The organism is Bradyrhizobium diversitatis (assembly GCF_016031635.1).
GTDB classification, from domain to species: domain Bacteria; phylum Pseudomonadota; class Alphaproteobacteria; order Rhizobiales; family Xanthobacteraceae; genus Bradyrhizobium; species Bradyrhizobium diversitatis.
The window spans coordinates 1-14,843 of the sequence record NZ_JACEGD010000057.1 but is presented as its reverse complement, the minus strand read 5'-3'; the positions used below and the strand labels follow the sequence as shown (position 1 = coordinate 14,843).

Here is a 14,843-nt window from a genome sequence, read left to right as displayed (position 1 = left end):
TCCCTCATGAGTCAATACGTCCTGCGTCGCCTCCTGATCGCGATTCCGAGCCTGCTCGGAATCTCGGTCGTGCTGTTCGTCGTGCTCGCGCTTGCCCCCGGCGATCCGTTCTCCGAACTGGCGACCAACCCGAACGTGCCGCCCGAGGTTCAGGCCGCACTTCGGGCCAAATTCGGCCTCGACGATCCGATCTATCTCCGTTACCTGCACTGGCTCAACGCCATGCTGCACGGCGACTGGGGTTTCTCCTTCGTCAGCCGGATGGACGTCGACCAGTTGATCCTCCAGCGCCTGCCGGCCACGCTCTACGTGATCGGCTCGGCGCAGATCCTGGCGCTCCTGATCGCGATCCCCGTCGGGGTCTATGCCGCGACCAGGCCGTATTCGCTGTTCGACCAGATCGCGAATACGCTCGCCTTCGTCGGCTTCTCGCTGCCGACCTTCTTCACCGGCATTCTGTTCATCCTGATCTTTTCGGTCACGCTGGACTGGCTGCCTTTCGTCTATACCACCGACATCAAGGCAACCGGAATCCGCTGGGTGCTGGAGATGATCAGGCAGGCGATCATGCCGGTGGCGGTGCTCGGCCTGTTCCAGGCGGCGTCGATGACGCGCTTCGTCCGTTCGGCGATGCTCGACGTGATCCGGCTCGACTACGTGACCACGGCCCGTGCGAAGGGACTTGGCCAGGCCACGGTCATCGTCAAACATGTGATGCGCAACGCCATGATCCCGGTCGTGACGCTGATCGCGTTGCAGATGCCCGCGGTGTTCGGCGGCGCCATCGTCACCGAGCAGATCTTCCGCATCCCCGGCATCGGCTCGCTGCTGATCTCCTCCATTCTTTCCAACGACACGCCGGTGGTGATGGCCGTCACCTTCGTCTTCGCGTGCCTGGTCGTGCTGTTCAATCTCATCGCGGACGTCCTGTATGGCTGGCTTGACCCTCGCATCTCCCTCCGCTGAACGGCGGGTCTACTCGCCCTGGCGCGAGACGTGGCGGCGCTACAGCCGCCACAAGCTTGCCGTCGTCAGCGCGTTCCTGCTCCTGGTTCTTGTCCTGGCGGTGGTGTTCGGTCCGTTCGTCTGGCGGGTCAAGATCGACGAGATCGACATTGTGGCGGGTATGCAGGGGCCGTCGCTGGCCCATCCGTTCGGCACCGACGATCTCGGGCAGGACATCCTCGCCCGCATGATCTATGGCGGGCGCATCTCGCTCGCCGTCGGCCTTGCCGCGATGCTGGTCTCGGTCTTTATCGGCGTGCTGATCGGCGCGCTGGCCGGCATGTCGCGCGGCGCGCTCGGCCATGGCCTGATGTGGCTCACGGATCTGTTCCTGTCGCTGCCGCAACTGCCGCTGCTCTTGCTGCTGATCTATCTCTTCCGCGACGGGCTGAAGCAGGTGTTCGGCCCTGAGGGCGGCATCTTCATCCTGATCGTGCTGGTGATCGGGGGACTCCGCTGGATGCCGGTCGCGCGCCTGGTGCGCGCGCAGTTCCTGTCGATCCGCGAAAAGGAATTCGTGGAGGCTGCACGTGCGCTCGGTGCAAGTCCGCTGCGGCAGGTTGTTAAGCACATTCTGCCAAATGCGCTCGGTCCGGTGATCATCGCCGGCACCATCGACGTTGCGGCCGCCATCATCGCGGAATCGACGCTGTCCTTCCTCGGCCTCGGCTTTCCGCCTGACACCCCGACCTGGGGCCGACTGCTGTACGATGCCAAGGATTTCCTCGATATCGGCCCGCACTGGGCGCTGTTTCCGGGCGGCGCGATCTTCATCGCGGTGGTCGCCATCAACTTCATCGGCGACGGCCTGCGTGACGCGCTCGATGCGCGACGGGTGATCTGATGGCGCCGCTGCTCGAGATCAAGGGCCTGAAAACCCACTTTTCCACCGACGACGGTATCCTCCAGGCCGTCGACGGCGTCGACATCTCCATCAACAGGGGGGAGACGCTCTGCGTCGTCGGCGAGTCCGGCTGCGGCAAGACCGTCACCGCGATGTCGATCCTGAAGCTGATCGCGATGCCGCCGGGCCGGATCGCGGCGGGCCAGATCATTTTCGAGGGGCGCGATCTCGTGCCGCTGACCAGCAATCAGCTCGACGAGATCCGCGCCAAGGAGATCGGCTTCATCTTCCAGGAGCCGATGACCTCGCTCAATCCGGTGCTCACCATCGGCGAGCAGATCGCCGAGAGCCTGCGCCGCCACGAGGCGGTGACGAGAAAGCAGGCCCTGGAACGCACCATCGAGATGCTGAAGCTGGTGCAGATCCCCAATGCCGAAGGCCGCGTGCACAACTACCCGCACCAATTCTCCGGCGGCATGCGCCAGCGCGTGATGATCGCGATGGCGCTCGCCTGCAAGCCGAAGTTGATCATCGCCGACGAGCCGACCACCGCGCTCGACGTCACCATCCAGGCGCAGATCCTCGACCTCTTGCAGGACATGAAGGAACGCTTCGGCATGGCGGTGATGTTGATCACCCATGCCATGGGCGTCGTCGCCGAGACGGCGCAGCGCGTCGTCGTGATGTATGCCGGCAAGGTGGTGGAGGAGGCGGCCGTCGACGAGCTCTTCGGCGATCCCCGCCATCCCTATACGCAAGGCCTGATCCGCTCGATCCCGCGCATCGATCTCGACAGCGAGCACAAGACGCGGCTGGAAGCGATCGGCGGCTCGGTACCGATCCTGATCAATCCGCCGGTCGGCTGCCGCTTTGCCCCGCGCTGCAAGTTCGCGATGAACGTCTGCACCGAGAAGGAGCCGCTGCTGCGCGAGGTCGCGCCCGGCCATCGCATGGCCTGTCACTTGGGAGATACCAGCCTGGGAGGTGCGGCATGAGCGAACCGTTGCTGCGCGTCAGCGGCCTGAAAAAACATTTCCCCGTGCTCGGCGGCCTGCTGTCGCGCCAGGTCGGCACCGTCTATGCGGTCGACGGCGTATCGTTCTCGGTCAATCGCGGCGAGACGCTCGGTCTCGTCGGCGAATCCGGTTGCGGCAAGTCGACGACGGGCCGCTGCGTGCTGCGCCTGATCGAGCCGACCGACGGCGAGGTCACCTTCGACGGCCAGGACGTACGCCAGCTCAGTGGCAACGATCTGCGCGCGATGCGGCGGAACATGCAGCTGGTGTTCCAGGACCCGTTCGCTTCGCTCAATCCGCGCATGACGGTCGGCGCCATCCTCGGCGAGGCCTTCACCATCCATAATCTCGCGACCTCCACCAAGGAGCGCGAGGAGCGCGTCGCGAGCCTGCTGGTCAAGGTCGGGCTCAAGGCCGAGCACATGCGGCGCTATCCGCACGAATTCTCCGGCGGCCAGCGCCAGCGCATCGTGATCGCGCGCGCGCTGGCGGTCGAGCCGAAGCTGATCGTCTGCGACGAGCCGGTCTCCGCGCTCGACGTGTCGATCCAGGCCCAGGTGATCAACCTCCTGGAAGACCTCCAGGCCGAGTTGAACCTGACCTATCTCTTCGTCGCGCACGATCTCTCGGTGGTCGAGCACATCTCCGATCGCGTCGCGGTGATGTATCTCGGCCGCATCGTCGAGCTGGCGAAGGCGAGCGATCTCTACCGCAATCCGCAGCATCCCTACACCAGGGCGCTGTTGTCGGCGGTGCCGGTGCCCGATCCCAAGCTGAAGCGTGAGCGTATCCGCCTCAAGGGCGACGTGCCGAGCCCGATGAAGCCGCCATCGGGCTGCCACTTCCACACCCGCTGCCCGATCGCCCAGCCGCGTTGCGCGGAGAGCGCGCCGGTGCTGAAGGAGGGGGCGGCGGGGCATTTTGCGGCGTGTCACCTGGTGTGACGGTGCGGCGCGACATGCCGTGCGAGGACGATTTCTGGCGGTCAGCGAGGCGTGCCGTTCGTCGTCCGCAGTGACTGGACGAAATCGATCACCGCCAGGATCACCACGCCAACCACAATGACGATGAGCGGGATGGCCTTGATCCAAACCACCAGGATTCCAAGAAAGGTCATCATAAGCGAAAGGCCGATGAGTCCGGTGATCAGATTGGTCATCGCACTTTCCTTTTCTCTGCGCCGGGAGCCGAGTTCGTCCCGGCGCTCGGGACGTTGCGCCGAGCGCTGCCACGAGCGCGCCCGATATTCCTGACGAGCCAGCTTGCCGTGCGCAAGAGGCGGGCATCGTTGCCGGGGCGGCCGACGAGCTGGACGCCCAACGGAAGGCCGGCTTCGGAACGCATCAATGGCAGGCTGATGGCGGGTACGCCGAGATAGGTCCAGAGGGTGCAGAAAACCGGGTTGCCGGTCGTTTCAATGCCGGGCGCCGCACCCGGCGCCGCGGGCGTCAGGACGGCGTCGTACTCGTCGAAAATTTGGTCCAGAGCCTGGTTGAGCGGCGCAATCCCGGCCAGGGCGCTGCAGTAGTCCACCGCGAGATGCGCGCGGCCGCGCTCGATCACCTGGCGTAGATGCGTGCTCAGCTTGTCGCCGCCTCGCTGGTAGTCGCGCCGCAGATTGTGCGCCATGTCAACTTCCATGATGATACGGTGCATATCGACGGCTCTATCGAAGCTCGGCCCAAGCTCGACTTCGCTGCAAGCCTCGCCCAAAGCCTCGACAAGCTCGGCAAAGGCCTCACGTGCCACTGGCTCGGCCTGATCCCAGACCGGAGAGCGCACGAAGGCAAATCGCGGCGGCAATGGCGGCTCGCTCGCCGCTACCGCAGAGAATGGCGGGCGGGCAACAGGTCGCGTGTCCAAATCCTCCCGGTCGAAGTCGACCATGACCTCGGCCAGCAGGGCCACGTCCTCCACGCTGCGCCCGAACACGCCGACATGATCGAGTGTGCGCGACAATTCGAGCGCGCCGCTGCGCGGAATGAGGCCGTGCGAGGGCTTGAAACCGACCACGCCGCAGAAGGCGGCAGGACGGATCACCGAGCCGTTGGTCTGCGATCCGACAGCGCCTGGCACCATCAGCGCCGCGACGGCCGCGGCTGAGCCGGAGGACGATCCGCCGGGCGTGTGATCTGGGTTGTGCGGATTTCGGGTCTTGCCTGGATTGTAGTACGCGTACTCGGTGGTCACCGTCTTGCCGAGGATCACGGCGCCTGCCGCCCGCAGACGCGCCACGGCCGCCGCATCGCGCCGCGGCGTGCGTCCGGCCCAAAGCTCTGATCCGAATTCCGTCGGCATGTCGCCGGTGTCGAAGATATCCTTGATGCCCACTGGCACGCCATGCAGCGGGCCTGTGGCCTTGCCCTGCTTGCGACGATCGTCAGCAGCCTCCGCCTGCCGCATCGCGTGGTCGCGATCGAGAAACGCCCATGCATGGATATCGCGATCGACCTCGTCGATGCGCTTGAGGCAGTCGCCGACGAGCTCAGCCGAACTGAGCCGGCCGTCGCGGATGCCAGCCGCAGCTTCCATGAGGCCGAGCGCGTTGAGACTCATGCGCGGCCTTTCGTCGGTTTGCCAGGCGCGTTCATCGCGATCCATAGAGATAGGTGGGCAACCACAATGCGATCCCCGGGAAGATGTAGACCAGTGCCATGGTGAGGAAAACCAGGCCGACAAAGGGAAGTGCGCCGGAGAAGATGTCGGTCAGCTTCACTTGAGGCGGCGCTACGCCCTTCAGATAGAAGGCCGCCATCGCAACCGGCGGCGTGTTGAACGCCGTCTGTGTGTTCAGTGCCACCAGGATGCCGAAGAAGATCGGATCGATGCCGTATTGGGGCAGCAGCGGCAGGAAGATCGGCACGAAGATGATAATGATCTCGGTCCATTCCAGCGGCCAGCCGAGCAGGAAGATGATCAGCTGGGTCAACAGCAGGAACCCGATCGGCGACAGGTTCATCGCGGCGAAGAACTGCTCGACCACGGTCTGTCCGCCGAGGACGGCAAACACCGCCGAGAACGTCCACGACCCGATGAACAGGTAACAGACCATCGCGGTGGCACGCACGGTCAGATAGACCGATTCGCGCATCATCGTGAAGTTGAGCGAACGGTAGGCGGCGGCCAGAACGATGCTCATGAGGGCGCCTACCGCGGCCGCCTCGGATGGCGTCGCCAGGCCGAACAGGATCGCCCCGAGCACCGAAACGATCAGCAACGCCAGCGGCAGGAACGATGTGGCGAGCGCCCAGATTACCGTGCTGAGCGGCACGTCGGTCTGCTCACGCGGCAGCTTCGGCGCGAGCGCGGGATTGATGATCGCGCGTGTCATCGCATAGAGGACGTAGAAGCCGGCCAGCATGAATCCCGGAAAGAACGCGGCCGCGTAAAGCTTGACCGCCGAGACGCCGGCGGTTGCCGCATAGACGATCAGGAGAATGCTCGGCGGAATCAGGATGCCGAGGCAGCCGCCGGCGCAGACGACGCCTGCCGACAGCTTGACGTCGTAGCCGGCGCGCAGCATCGCTGGCAAGGCCAGCAGGCCCATCAGCGTGACAACCGCGCCGACGATGCCGGTCGCGGTCGCGAACATCGCGCAGGTGATCAGCGTTGCCACCGCCAGCGCGCCCGGCACGTTCTTCATCGACAGCTGCAGCGAGTAGAACAGGCGGTCGAGGATGTTTGCGCGCTCGATCAGATAGCCCATGAACAGGAACAGCGGAACCGCAACCAGCACATCGCTGGATGTGACCTCGAACGTCTTCTGCACCAGAAGCGTGAAGATGCGGTTCTGGAAGAAGTCCTGACCGGGAGTGTAGTAGGCATAGTAGCCGAACGAGACGCCCATCGCCATCAGCGTGAACGCGATCGGGAAGCCGAGCATGATGATGAAGATGAAGAGGCCGAGCATCAGCATGCCGAGTTGAGGATCGGTCATGCGCCTGGTCCCTTCTCGCTCTGCGGCTCAGCCGCGTGCTGCTGATGTTCGCGGATGACGAGGCTCTCGGTCTCTTCCACGTCGTGCAGGCGTTGCGGCCATCGGCCGGCGCGGATGCAGAGCACACAGCGAATGATTTCGGCGAACCCTTGCAGGAACAGAAGGAAGCCGGTGAGAGGGATCAGCGCCTTCAGCGGAAACACCGGCACGCCGGCCGGACTGAAGATGCTGACTTCGCGGAAGCGAACCGACATCTGGGCGTAGTTCCAGCCCGAATACATCAGCGCGGCGATCGCCGGCAGGAAGAACAGGATATACAGCACGAGGTCCATCGTCGCCTGGGTGCGCGGCGACCACAGGCGGTAGACCACGTCGGCGCGAACATGGCCGTTTCGCGAGAGCGTATACGCGCCGGCCATCAGGAACATCGCGCCATAGGTGATGTAGCTGATGTCGAAAGCCCATGTGGTCGGCGCACGCAGGACGTAGCGCACGAACACCTCGTAGCTGACACCCAGCGTAAGGACGAGGATCAGCCAGGCGAATGCCTTGCCCACCCACGTGCTGAGCTCATCGATGAAGAACAGGAATTTCGTCATGCGAGCCGAACTCGCTGCGAGCAGACCATCCGGATGTCCCCCTCCCAATTCGCGGGCGGCGCTTCAATTGCGCCGCCCCCTCACGATACGGCCCCACGCGGTGCGCTGCGGCAGCTGTCAGACCTTGAGCACGCCCGGGAAGTGATGCTCGAAGGCGCCGCGGTAGTCCGTCGCGTTGTTCATGTTGTAGTAAACCACGCGGCGGACCCATTCCTTCTGCGAGTCCATCACCTTCTTCATGAACGGGTCCGAGCCGAGCTGGGCGATCAAACCGTCCCACGCCTTGATCTGCGCGTCGAACACCGACTTCGGCGTTCGCTGGACGTTGACCTTGTCCTTGTTGATCAGCTCCTGCAGGTCCTTCGAATAATAATCCATGGCCTTCCATTCGTTGGCGGACGACACGGCTTCGGCGGCGTATTGCAGGATCGCCTGCTGTTCCTTCGGCAGCGCGTTGAATTTGGTCCGGTTGAACATGATCTCGAAATATTCCGTCGCCTGATGATGACTGCCCATCATGTAGTTCTTGGCGACATCCTGCGCGCCGAAGCGCCGGTCAGAGGTCGGATTGTTGAACTCGAATCCGTCGATCACGCCGCGCTCCATCGCGGGCACGATCTCGCCACCGGGGAGCTGCGCGACGGATGCACCCATCGCCTGGAAGAGATCGGCGGCCAGACCCACCGTGCGATACTTCAAGCCCTTGAGATCGGCGTCGCTGGTGATCGGCTTCTTGAACCAGCCGAGCGGCTGGGTCGGCATCGGCATGGCGAAGAAGCTCTTGATGTTGACGTTCATGATCTTGGTCTGGAGCTCCTCGAACAGCTCCTTGCCGCCGCCGTTGTGGATCCAGCCGAGACCTTCGTTGGCGTTGAAGCCGAACACCGGGCCCGTGCCGAACAGCGAGGCGGCCTTGTGCTTGCCGTACCAGTAGACCGTCACCGTGTGTGCCGCGTCGATCTGGCCGCCATGAACGCCGTCGAAGACCTGGAACGGATGCACGACCGAGCCGCCGACCAGATAGTCGATGCGCAGCCGACCTCCGGCCATATCGTTGACGCGCTTCACATAATCTTCGGCCATTTCGTTGAAGACATCGGCCTTGCCCCACGAGCCCTGCATCTTGAGGGCCACCGTTTGCGCGCGGCTGACTTGCGGCATGGCGATGGCAGCAGCGCCGGTCGCGCCGGCGGCCAGCAGGAATTTGCGACGAGTTGTTCTGGTCTTTTCGGACTTTGCAGTCATGGACGTCCTCCCTGGCGGCCTGATTGTTCGAACGCGTTTCGGCGCGCTTGTCGTTGTTGACCGCTGGAGGTATGCCGCATTCCAGCGACTTTGATCACAGTCTGGACGCATTGTCGGCATCCGACAAGCCTCGCGATGTCGCATCTTTGGATGTTGGCGAGCTTTCGATTTGCAGCAGCCGCATAGAGCGGTCGCGTGTCGCAGCGCAGCAAATATGCAGACGTCCTCTCAGACTTCGGAAAGCCGCGTGCAGGGCCGAAGAGAAGCTGTCAGCGCGGCAGGAGGGACGGAAGGGTAGGCCAGCTAATTGCCCCCGGCGGCTCGCGCAGCTTCATGGAATAGCCGCACGCGCGCCAGATCCTTGGCGTGCGTGCCTTCCTTGTCTGTCCTTGTCTTCGAGTCCACGCCCGCCGGCCCGACCACGCTGATGGCCTTTGCGACGTTGTCAGGACCCAAGCCTCCGGCCAGGATGATGGGGATACCGACCAGTTCGACGATCCGGCGGCTGATGCTCCAGTCGTGCGGCAAGCCGATCGCACCGATCTGCCTGTCGGAGGGGCGATGACTGTCGAGCAGAAGATAGTCCGCTATGTGCGCATAGCTCCGGGCGATCTCGACGCTCTCCTCGCCATAAACCGGCACGCTCCGCATGATCAGACGATCGGGCAGCGCGGCCTTGATCATGGCGACCTCTGCGGCCCCGAGCAGTTCGGGGGCCGCTCCGAGATGAACGATCGCAGGCTTCAACATCCTTGCCCATTCGATGATCAACGCCGCTCGCGCCGTGAGAAACAGCGCTGAAAATCTTGCCGGCGTCACGATCGTAGCGGCGATGTCCGCCGCCAGAGCGAGCGGCAGTTCGCGCGGAAATTCGCCGTCGCCGACCAGGATACCGACGTGATCAATTCCGATCTCCGAGACGGCGCGCGCTTCGTCCGGGCTGGAAATTTCGTAGATCTGGGTCAGCATGGTGAAGTGTCGGCCGCAACGGCGAAGATGGAATCACTCTTCCAGCGTGAATCCGACACGCAAGGTCACCTGATAGTGCCGAACCGCGCCATTCTCGATGTGGCCGCGGGTCTGCACCACCTCGAACCATTTCATCTCGCGAATGGTCTTCGACGCGCGGCTGATCGCGTTCTTGATCGCGTCCTCGATCGACGTCTCGGACGATCCGACCAGGTCCAGGATCTTGTAGACATGATCTCTCTCGGCTGCAGGCATGATGGCCTCCCTGGTTGCGCTGCGGCACGCATCGACGCGTGTGCTCCCATTTGAACGAGCGCCAGGCGGTCCGGTTCCGTCCTGCGCGATGGCCCGCATGCACCAGCCGAGGTGGAGCGGCCGGCGTCCGCCTGCTAAGCGCTATCCATGGATTCGGCGCGGCGCGACAGGACGATCGGCTCTCTCTGCCTCTGCGCGACGGCGTTCGGCTGGGCGTTGAACTGGCCGCTCATGAAGCTGTTGCTCCAGCAATGGCCGCCCCTGTTCGCACGTGGCCTTGCCGGGATCTGCGCCTCCCTCATTCTCGGCACCCTCGCGCTGAGCCGGAAGGAATCGTTCGCCGTGCCGCGCGAGGCCATCCCGAGGCTGCTGTTTGCGACCTTCACCAACGTCTTTGCCTGGATGGGTCTCGGCACGGTCGCCATGAAATATGTCACCGTGAGCGAGGGCGCTCTGCTCGCCTATACGATGCCGATCTGGGCGATGCTGTTTGCCTGGCCGGTGCTGCATACGCGGCCTGCCGCAAGGGATATTTTCGGGCTGGTCCTTGGCGTTGCCGGCGTCACGCTGCTTCTGAGCGGCAACGGCTTTGCGTTCGGCGCCGACAAGTTGCTCGGCATCGTGCTGGCGCTGCTCTGCGCCATCCTGTTCGCGCTCGGCAACGTGCTCAACCGCAAGCCGCTGCCGATGCCGCCGCTGGTCGTCGTCGCCTGGCAGGTCGGTCTCGGCTGCGCCGCGATGCTGATCCTCGGCGTTCTGTTCGAGCGTCCTGATATCACTGCGATTACCCCGCTGGGGCTCGGCTGCTTCGTCTATATGACGCTGGTGCCGATGGGCATCTGCTACGTCACCTGGTTCGAGACGCTGCGCCGTCTGCCACCGACCACGGCCTCGACCGGCATGCTGATCGTGCCCGTGATCGGCGTGGTCTCCGCCGCCATCATCCTGGGCGAGCCGCTGGGCTATCGCGAATGGACGGCGATGGCGCTCACGCTCGGCGGCGTGACGCTCGCCTTGCAGCTGGGATAAGGATCGGAGGCTCGCCCCTACGGATCCAGCTCCGTATCCCAGTACAGGTAGTCGAGCCAGCTGTCGTGCAGGTAGTTCGGCGGGAAGAGTCGGCCGTTGCGGTGCAGCTGGTGCACGGTGGGGGCGAACGCGTTCTGGCGCGGAAACATCCTTGCCTGCGCCGGGGTGAGATTGCCCTTGCGCAGGTTACACGGCGAGCACGCCGCGACCACGTTCTCCCAGGTGGTCTGGCCGCCTTTGCTGCGCGGGATGATGTGATCGAAGGTGAGGTCTTCGGGCGAGCCGCAATATTGGCAGGCGAAACGATCGCGCAGGAAGACGTTGAACCGGGTGAAGGCGGGGTGGGTGGTCGGCTTGACGAAGGATTTGAGCGAGACGACGCTCGGCAGCTGCATCTGCAGCGTGGGACTGTGGACCGCCTGATCGTAGTGAGCGACGATATTGACGCGGTCGAGGAACACCGCCTTGATCGCGTCCTGCCACGACCACAACGACAGTGGGTAGTAACTCAGCGGCCGGAAGTCCGCATTCAGCACCAACACCGGCCAACTGCCTTGCGAGACATGTGCGTTCAAGTAACGCTCCCGGCCTCCAATATACGCTGCGAAGCAGCATGTACTGACATACTACATGCAGCGTGACGGGATTGTGAAGCCCGTTGAGCGACTTATTCAGGCGCAAGCAATGCGGCGGCGGGGTGGCAAAAGCGCTCAAAATGCCGCGATCCGGGGGCGCACGGAACCGCCAGCCCCGCGTCGTGACCGCCTCCCGCGGCAGCTACTCCCGTACCCGCTCCAGCTTCTGCAAGCAGCGGCTCGCGCGTACGACGGGCGGCATCTCCTCGTCCGGAAAGCTCGTCTCCCAATTGGTGACGCCGACCTCGCCGACATAGATGTCGCCCTTCGAGTCCAGCGCGATACCATGTGGGGCGAGGAATTTGCCGCTGGCGACACCCGGCCCCTCCTCGCCGCCGAGCCGCGCGATGCGCTTACCCCTGGCGTCCACGATCGACAGCCGCGGGCCGAGATTGGGCACATTGCGGTTGATGGCCAGGCCGGGGCCGAGCTCGCCGATGACGAAGGTCGGCTTCTTGGGCCCGCCGCAGCAGCACAGCGCACAGGGGCGGTGCAGGTTGTTCCACTGCGCCTCATACTTGCCCTCGCCATTGAACACCTGCACGCGGTGGTTCTCGCGGTCGGCGACATAGACCCAGCCGTCGGCATCGGTCGCGATATTGTGCACGATGTTGAACTGGCCGGGGTCGGTGCCGGGCTCGCCCCAGCTTTTGATCAGCTTGCCGTCGGGGGTGAATTTGTGCACGCGCGCGTTACCGTAGCCGTCGGAGACGTAGATATCGCCCTTCGGCGACAGCGCGGTGTGGGTGCAGCGGTGGAACGGCTCGCCGCTCATGAACGGCGCCGGCTTTGCCGGCATCCCGATCGTCAGCAGCACCTTGCCGTCGGTGGTGCATTTGCGCACGGTGTGGTCGCCGTCGTCGGTGCAATAGAGATTGTCGTCGGCATCGATGTGCAGGCCGTGCGCACGGGAGAACAGCCCTTCGCCCCAGCTGCGCAGGAAATTGCCGTCGCGGTCCAGCACCACCATCGGATGGGCGCCGCGGTTGAAGACGTAGACGCGATCCTTGCTGTCGACCGCGACCGAGGCGACGTCGGTGAGCTGCCAGCCGTCGGGAAGTTTCGCGAAGTTTTCAACGACGCGGTAGCGGTGTTCGCCGGTGCCGAGAATGGCTGGCATGGGTGGTCTCTCCTTTTGTCATTCCGGGGCGCGACGAAGTCGCGAACTATGATGCGCAATTGCGCATCTGAGAATCCATTGTGCAGCAGGTTTCGCGATGGGATAGATTCCGGGCTCGCGCTGACGCGCGCCCCGGAATGACGGCTGTAGCTATGTTCGCCCCAAAATCCCTTCCTCGACCGCCTTGATCTGGAGCGCGAGATATTTCGAGTTGATCCGGCATTGTGCGAGGCTGCCGGCGATGAACCAGAGGCCGGGCTGCTTCGTGCGGGCATACATGTTGCGGAGCTCGAAGCCGTCGCCGAAGCCCCAGATCGGACCGACCCGGTCGGCGATGGCATCGCCGAACAGCTGACGCACTAGATATTCCTGCGGCTTGTAGCCGGTCGAGAGCACGATGAGGTCGGCGGCAATGATCGAGCCGTCCGTCATCCGCGCGCCGTTCGTGACGAAGCTCTCGATGTCGGAGAACTGCCTGAGCTTGATCTTGCCCTCGACGATCAGGTTGGAGCAGCCGACGTTGAAATAATAGCCGCCGCCGCGGGTGAGGTACTTGAACTGCCAGCCGGTGCCGGCCTCGCCGAAATCGAGCTTGAAGCCGACGCGCGAGAGGCCATCGAGCAGCTCCTTGTCGAGCTCCCTGGATTGCTCGGTCAGCATCACGTGCGTTGTCTTCGCCAGCGGCGTCGGCATCGAGGCCGCGATCAGATCATTGTCCTCGAACGTGCCTTCATTATAGGTCGCATAGGCGAGCTGCGCCGACGGCTCGATATTGGTGACCAGCGTCGGCGAACGCTGCACCAGCGTCACCTCGGCGCCGCTGGAATAGAGATCCTGCGCGATGTCGTGGCCGCTGTTGCCGGTACCGATGACGATGGCGCGCTTGCCTGTCCAGTTCTCGCCGTCCTCGTAGCGGCTGGAATGCAGCAGCGCGCCGTTGAAATTGTCGAGGGTCGGGATATCGGGCACATTGGCGATGCCGCTGACGCCGGTCGCCATCACCACGTGACGAGGATGCATGGTACGCTTGCTGCCGTCGGAGCGGCGTAGCGTCACGGTCCAGTGGCCGCTGGCCTCGTCATAGGCGCCGCCTTCGAACTCAGTGCCGGTCCAGAAGTTCAGCTCCATGGCATCGACATAGGCTTCGAACCAGTTGGCGAGCTTGTCCTTGGGGATGTAGACCGGCCAGCTCGGCGGAAACGGCATGTAGGGCAGGTGATTGACCTGCACCTGGTTGTGCAGGGTCAGTGCGTGGTAGCGCTTGCGCCAATTGTCGCCGATCCGCGCCTCGCGATCGACGATCAGCGTGTCGACCTTCAACTGTTTCAGCCGCGCCGCGATTGCGAGCCCGGCCTGGCCGCCGCCGACTACCAGCACGGCTGGATCGCGGTCGGCATAGTCGCGCGAGGCATTGCGCAGGTCGAGCCAGTTCGGCCCGCGAAAGTCGCGCGAATAGGCCTGGCCGCGCGGGCGCGAGGCGCCGAGCTGTTCTTCGAAGCCCTTGAGCTCGTCGAGCGCGGTCAGCAGCGTCCATGCCTTCAACCGGTCGCCGTCGGCCGTGTCAGGGACGAGCCTCACGATGCCGCTGCCGCGGCCGATCGCGGTCTCGAAGTGGAAGATCGCTTCGATGGTGTTGGTGCCGGCCCGCGTCACCCAGCGCGGCGGCGCCCGGTTCGGAGCGATATTCAAACTAGTCGGCGCCGCCTTGGGCGCGCGCGCCGTCAGCTCCTGCGTGATCGCATCGCGGCCCGCGATTGTCTGCAGGTTCCAGCTCAGCGCCAGCACGTCGCGCCAGAAGCCGTCGGCGAGGAAGAGCGGGTCTAGCGTCGCGGGATCAGGTCTGCCCAGGATGCGCTCGAATTCGTCGAGCCAGCCTTGCGCGGCGATGGAAATAGTCGTCCGTGAAGAGCGGCTAAGCGATTGAGCTAGAATCGCATTTGTCTTTGTGGGCTGTTTTGCGATTGCAGGGTTTTGATGCTTGGGGCATCGGAACCTTGCAATTTCATTTTCAGGATTCCGTCGAATCGCCAGTCATGATTCCGTCGTCGCATCGGAGGTGGCGATGCGACCGAAGAAGCACAGGACGACGGAATCGGGCGATCTGTTCCGGGCCAGGCTGGACCAGATCATCAATATGAAGCACGAGCTGGTTCAGCTTGCCGGCAAGGTCGATTGGGACTGGATCGACG

The 14,843-nt window shown here is 63.9% G+C and carries 15 protein-coding genes; 5 read left to right on the top strand and 10 right to left on the bottom strand.

Translation table 11 applies throughout. From position 1 onward, the window contains the following. Positions 1-6 precede the first annotated feature (6 nt). From H1B27_RS36750 to H1B27_RS36735, 4 genes are read left to right on the top strand one after another with little or no spacing between them, the layout of a single operon-like run. The gene (locus H1B27_RS36750) at positions 7-966 is read left to right on the top strand and encodes an ABC transporter permease (RefSeq protein ID WP_028178491.1); all 960 of its coding nucleotides are present in this window, start codon (positions 7-9) and stop codon (positions 964-966) included. Next, positions 932-1,849 (top strand): ABC transporter permease, encoded by a 918-nt coding sequence (locus tag H1B27_RS36745; protein ID WP_061880667.1) that lies wholly within the window; start codon positions 932-934, stop codon positions 1,847-1,849. Before H1B27_RS36750 ends, H1B27_RS36745 begins: the two co-directional genes overlap by 35 nt. Next, entirely contained in the window at positions 1,849-2,844 is a 996-nt protein-coding gene (locus H1B27_RS36740; RefSeq protein WP_131868950.1) for an ABC transporter ATP-binding protein, read from the top strand. The genes H1B27_RS36745 and H1B27_RS36740 overlap by 1 nt, the downstream gene beginning before the upstream one ends. Further along, positions 2,841-3,809, top strand: a complete 969-nt coding sequence (locus tag H1B27_RS36735) for an ABC transporter ATP-binding protein (protein ID WP_061880669.1) — start codon at positions 2,841-2,843, stop codon at positions 3,807-3,809. The genes H1B27_RS36740 and H1B27_RS36735 overlap by 4 nt, the downstream gene beginning before the upstream one ends. Positions 3,810-3,850: 41 nt before the next feature. On the opposite strand, the gene H1B27_RS36730 is transcribed toward H1B27_RS36735, so the two are convergent. The 7 genes from H1B27_RS36730 to H1B27_RS36700 all read right to left on the bottom strand — a co-directional run bounded on the left by H1B27_RS36730 (position 3,851) and on the right by H1B27_RS36700 (position 9,870). Next, positions 3,851-4,024 carry a hypothetical protein gene (locus H1B27_RS36730; protein ID WP_156505161.1) on the bottom strand — a complete coding sequence of 58 codons (174 nt, stop codon included), beginning with the start codon at positions 4,022-4,024 and terminating at the stop codon, positions 3,851-3,853. Continuing rightward, complete coding sequence (locus tag H1B27_RS36725; protein ID WP_197969407.1) at positions 4,021-5,421, bottom strand: amidase; 1,401 nt, start codon at positions 5,419-5,421, stop codon at positions 4,021-4,023. The genes H1B27_RS36730 and H1B27_RS36725 overlap by 4 nt, the downstream gene beginning before the upstream one ends. A gap of 31 nt (positions 5,422-5,452) precedes the next feature. After that, entirely contained in the window at positions 5,453-6,802 is a 1,350-nt protein-coding gene (locus H1B27_RS36720; RefSeq protein ID WP_197969406.1) for a TRAP transporter large permease, read from the bottom strand. Next, positions 6,799-7,401, bottom strand: a complete 603-nt coding sequence (locus tag H1B27_RS36715) for a TRAP transporter small permease subunit (RefSeq protein ID WP_197969405.1) — start codon at positions 7,399-7,401, stop codon at positions 6,799-6,801. The genes H1B27_RS36720 and H1B27_RS36715 overlap by 4 nt, the downstream gene beginning before the upstream one ends. 117 nt (positions 7,402-7,518) lie before the next feature. Then, positions 7,519-8,646, bottom strand: a complete 1,128-nt coding sequence (locus H1B27_RS36710; protein ID WP_061880672.1) for a TRAP transporter substrate-binding protein — start codon at positions 8,644-8,646, stop codon at positions 7,519-7,521. A 303-nt stretch (positions 8,647-8,949) separates the two neighbouring features. Next, positions 8,950-9,615 carry a phosphoribosylanthranilate isomerase gene (locus H1B27_RS36705; protein WP_197969404.1) on the bottom strand — a complete coding sequence of 222 codons (666 nt, stop codon included), beginning with the start codon at positions 9,613-9,615 and terminating at the stop codon, positions 8,950-8,952. A 33-nt stretch (positions 9,616-9,648) separates the two neighbouring features. Then, the gene (locus H1B27_RS36700; RefSeq protein ID WP_061880674.1) at positions 9,649-9,870 is read right to left on the bottom strand and encodes a dodecin; all 222 of its coding nucleotides are present in this window, start codon (positions 9,868-9,870) and stop codon (positions 9,649-9,651) included. A gap of 147 nt (positions 9,871-10,017) precedes the next feature. Here H1B27_RS36700 and H1B27_RS36695 point away from each other — a divergent pair, with 147 nt between their 5' ends. Then, the gene (locus H1B27_RS36695) at positions 10,018-10,899 is read left to right on the top strand and encodes a DMT family transporter (protein WP_197969403.1); all 882 of its coding nucleotides are present in this window, start codon (positions 10,018-10,020) and stop codon (positions 10,897-10,899) included. Between the two features lie 17 nt (positions 10,900-10,916). Here H1B27_RS36695 and H1B27_RS36690 read toward each other — a convergent pair whose 3' ends face one another. The 3 genes from H1B27_RS36690 to H1B27_RS36680 all read right to left on the bottom strand — a co-directional run bounded on the left by H1B27_RS36690 (position 10,917) and on the right by H1B27_RS36680 (position 14,547). Then, entirely contained in the window at positions 10,917-11,474 is a 558-nt protein-coding gene (locus H1B27_RS36690; protein WP_061880676.1) for an HNH endonuclease, read from the bottom strand. 202 nt (positions 11,475-11,676) lie between these two features. Further along, the gene (locus H1B27_RS36685; RefSeq protein WP_197969402.1) at positions 11,677-12,654 is read right to left on the bottom strand and encodes a peptidyl-alpha-hydroxyglycine alpha-amidating lyase family protein; all 978 of its coding nucleotides are present in this window, start codon (positions 12,652-12,654) and stop codon (positions 11,677-11,679) included. Between the two features lie 150 nt (positions 12,655-12,804). Then, positions 12,805-14,547, bottom strand: coding sequence for a flavin-containing monooxygenase (locus H1B27_RS36680; RefSeq protein WP_376709023.1), 1,743 nt, complete (start codon positions 14,545-14,547; stop codon positions 12,805-12,807). Between the last annotated feature and the right edge of the window lie 296 nt (positions 14,548-14,843).

Excerpts from the sequence above, each read along its gene's own strand:
- H1B27_RS36750 (WP_028178491.1), top strand. The coding sequence starts at position 7 with ATGAGTCAATACGTCCTGCGTCGCCTCCTGATCGCGATTCCGAGCCTG.
- H1B27_RS36745 (WP_061880667.1), top strand. The coding sequence starts at position 932 with ATGGCTGGCTTGACCCTCGCATCTCCCTCCGCTGAACGGCGGGTCTAC.
- H1B27_RS36740 (WP_131868950.1), top strand. The coding sequence starts at position 1,849 with ATGGCGCCGCTGCTCGAGATCAAGGGCCTGAAAACCCACTTTTCCACC.
- H1B27_RS36735 (WP_061880669.1), top strand. The coding sequence starts at position 2,841 with ATGAGCGAACCGTTGCTGCGCGTCAGCGGCCTGAAAAAACATTTCCCC.
- H1B27_RS36730 (WP_156505161.1), bottom strand. The coding sequence starts at position 4,024 with ATGACCAATCTGATCACCGGACTCATCGGCCTTTCGCTTATGATGACC.
- H1B27_RS36725 (WP_197969407.1), bottom strand. The coding sequence starts at position 5,421 with ATGAGTCTCAACGCGCTCGGCCTCATGGAAGCTGCGGCTGGCATCCGC.
- H1B27_RS36720 (WP_197969406.1), bottom strand. The coding sequence starts at position 6,802 with ATGACCGATCCTCAACTCGGCATGCTGATGCTCGGCCTCTTCATCTTC.
- H1B27_RS36715 (WP_197969405.1), bottom strand. The coding sequence starts at position 7,401 with ATGACGAAATTCCTGTTCTTCATCGATGAGCTCAGCACGTGGGTGGGC.
- H1B27_RS36710 (WP_061880672.1), bottom strand. The coding sequence starts at position 8,646 with ATGACTGCAAAGTCCGAAAAGACCAGAACAACTCGTCGCAAATTCCTG.
- H1B27_RS36705 (WP_197969404.1), bottom strand. The coding sequence starts at position 9,615 with ATGCTGACCCAGATCTACGAAATTTCCAGCCCGGACGAAGCGCGCGCC.
- H1B27_RS36700 (WP_061880674.1), bottom strand. The coding sequence starts at position 9,870 with ATGCCTGCAGCCGAGAGAGATCATGTCTACAAGATCCTGGACCTGGTC.
- H1B27_RS36695 (WP_197969403.1), top strand. The coding sequence starts at position 10,018 with ATGGATTCGGCGCGGCGCGACAGGACGATCGGCTCTCTCTGCCTCTGC.
- H1B27_RS36685 (WP_197969402.1), bottom strand. The coding sequence starts at position 12,654 with ATGCCAGCCATTCTCGGCACCGGCGAACACCGCTACCGCGTCGTTGAA.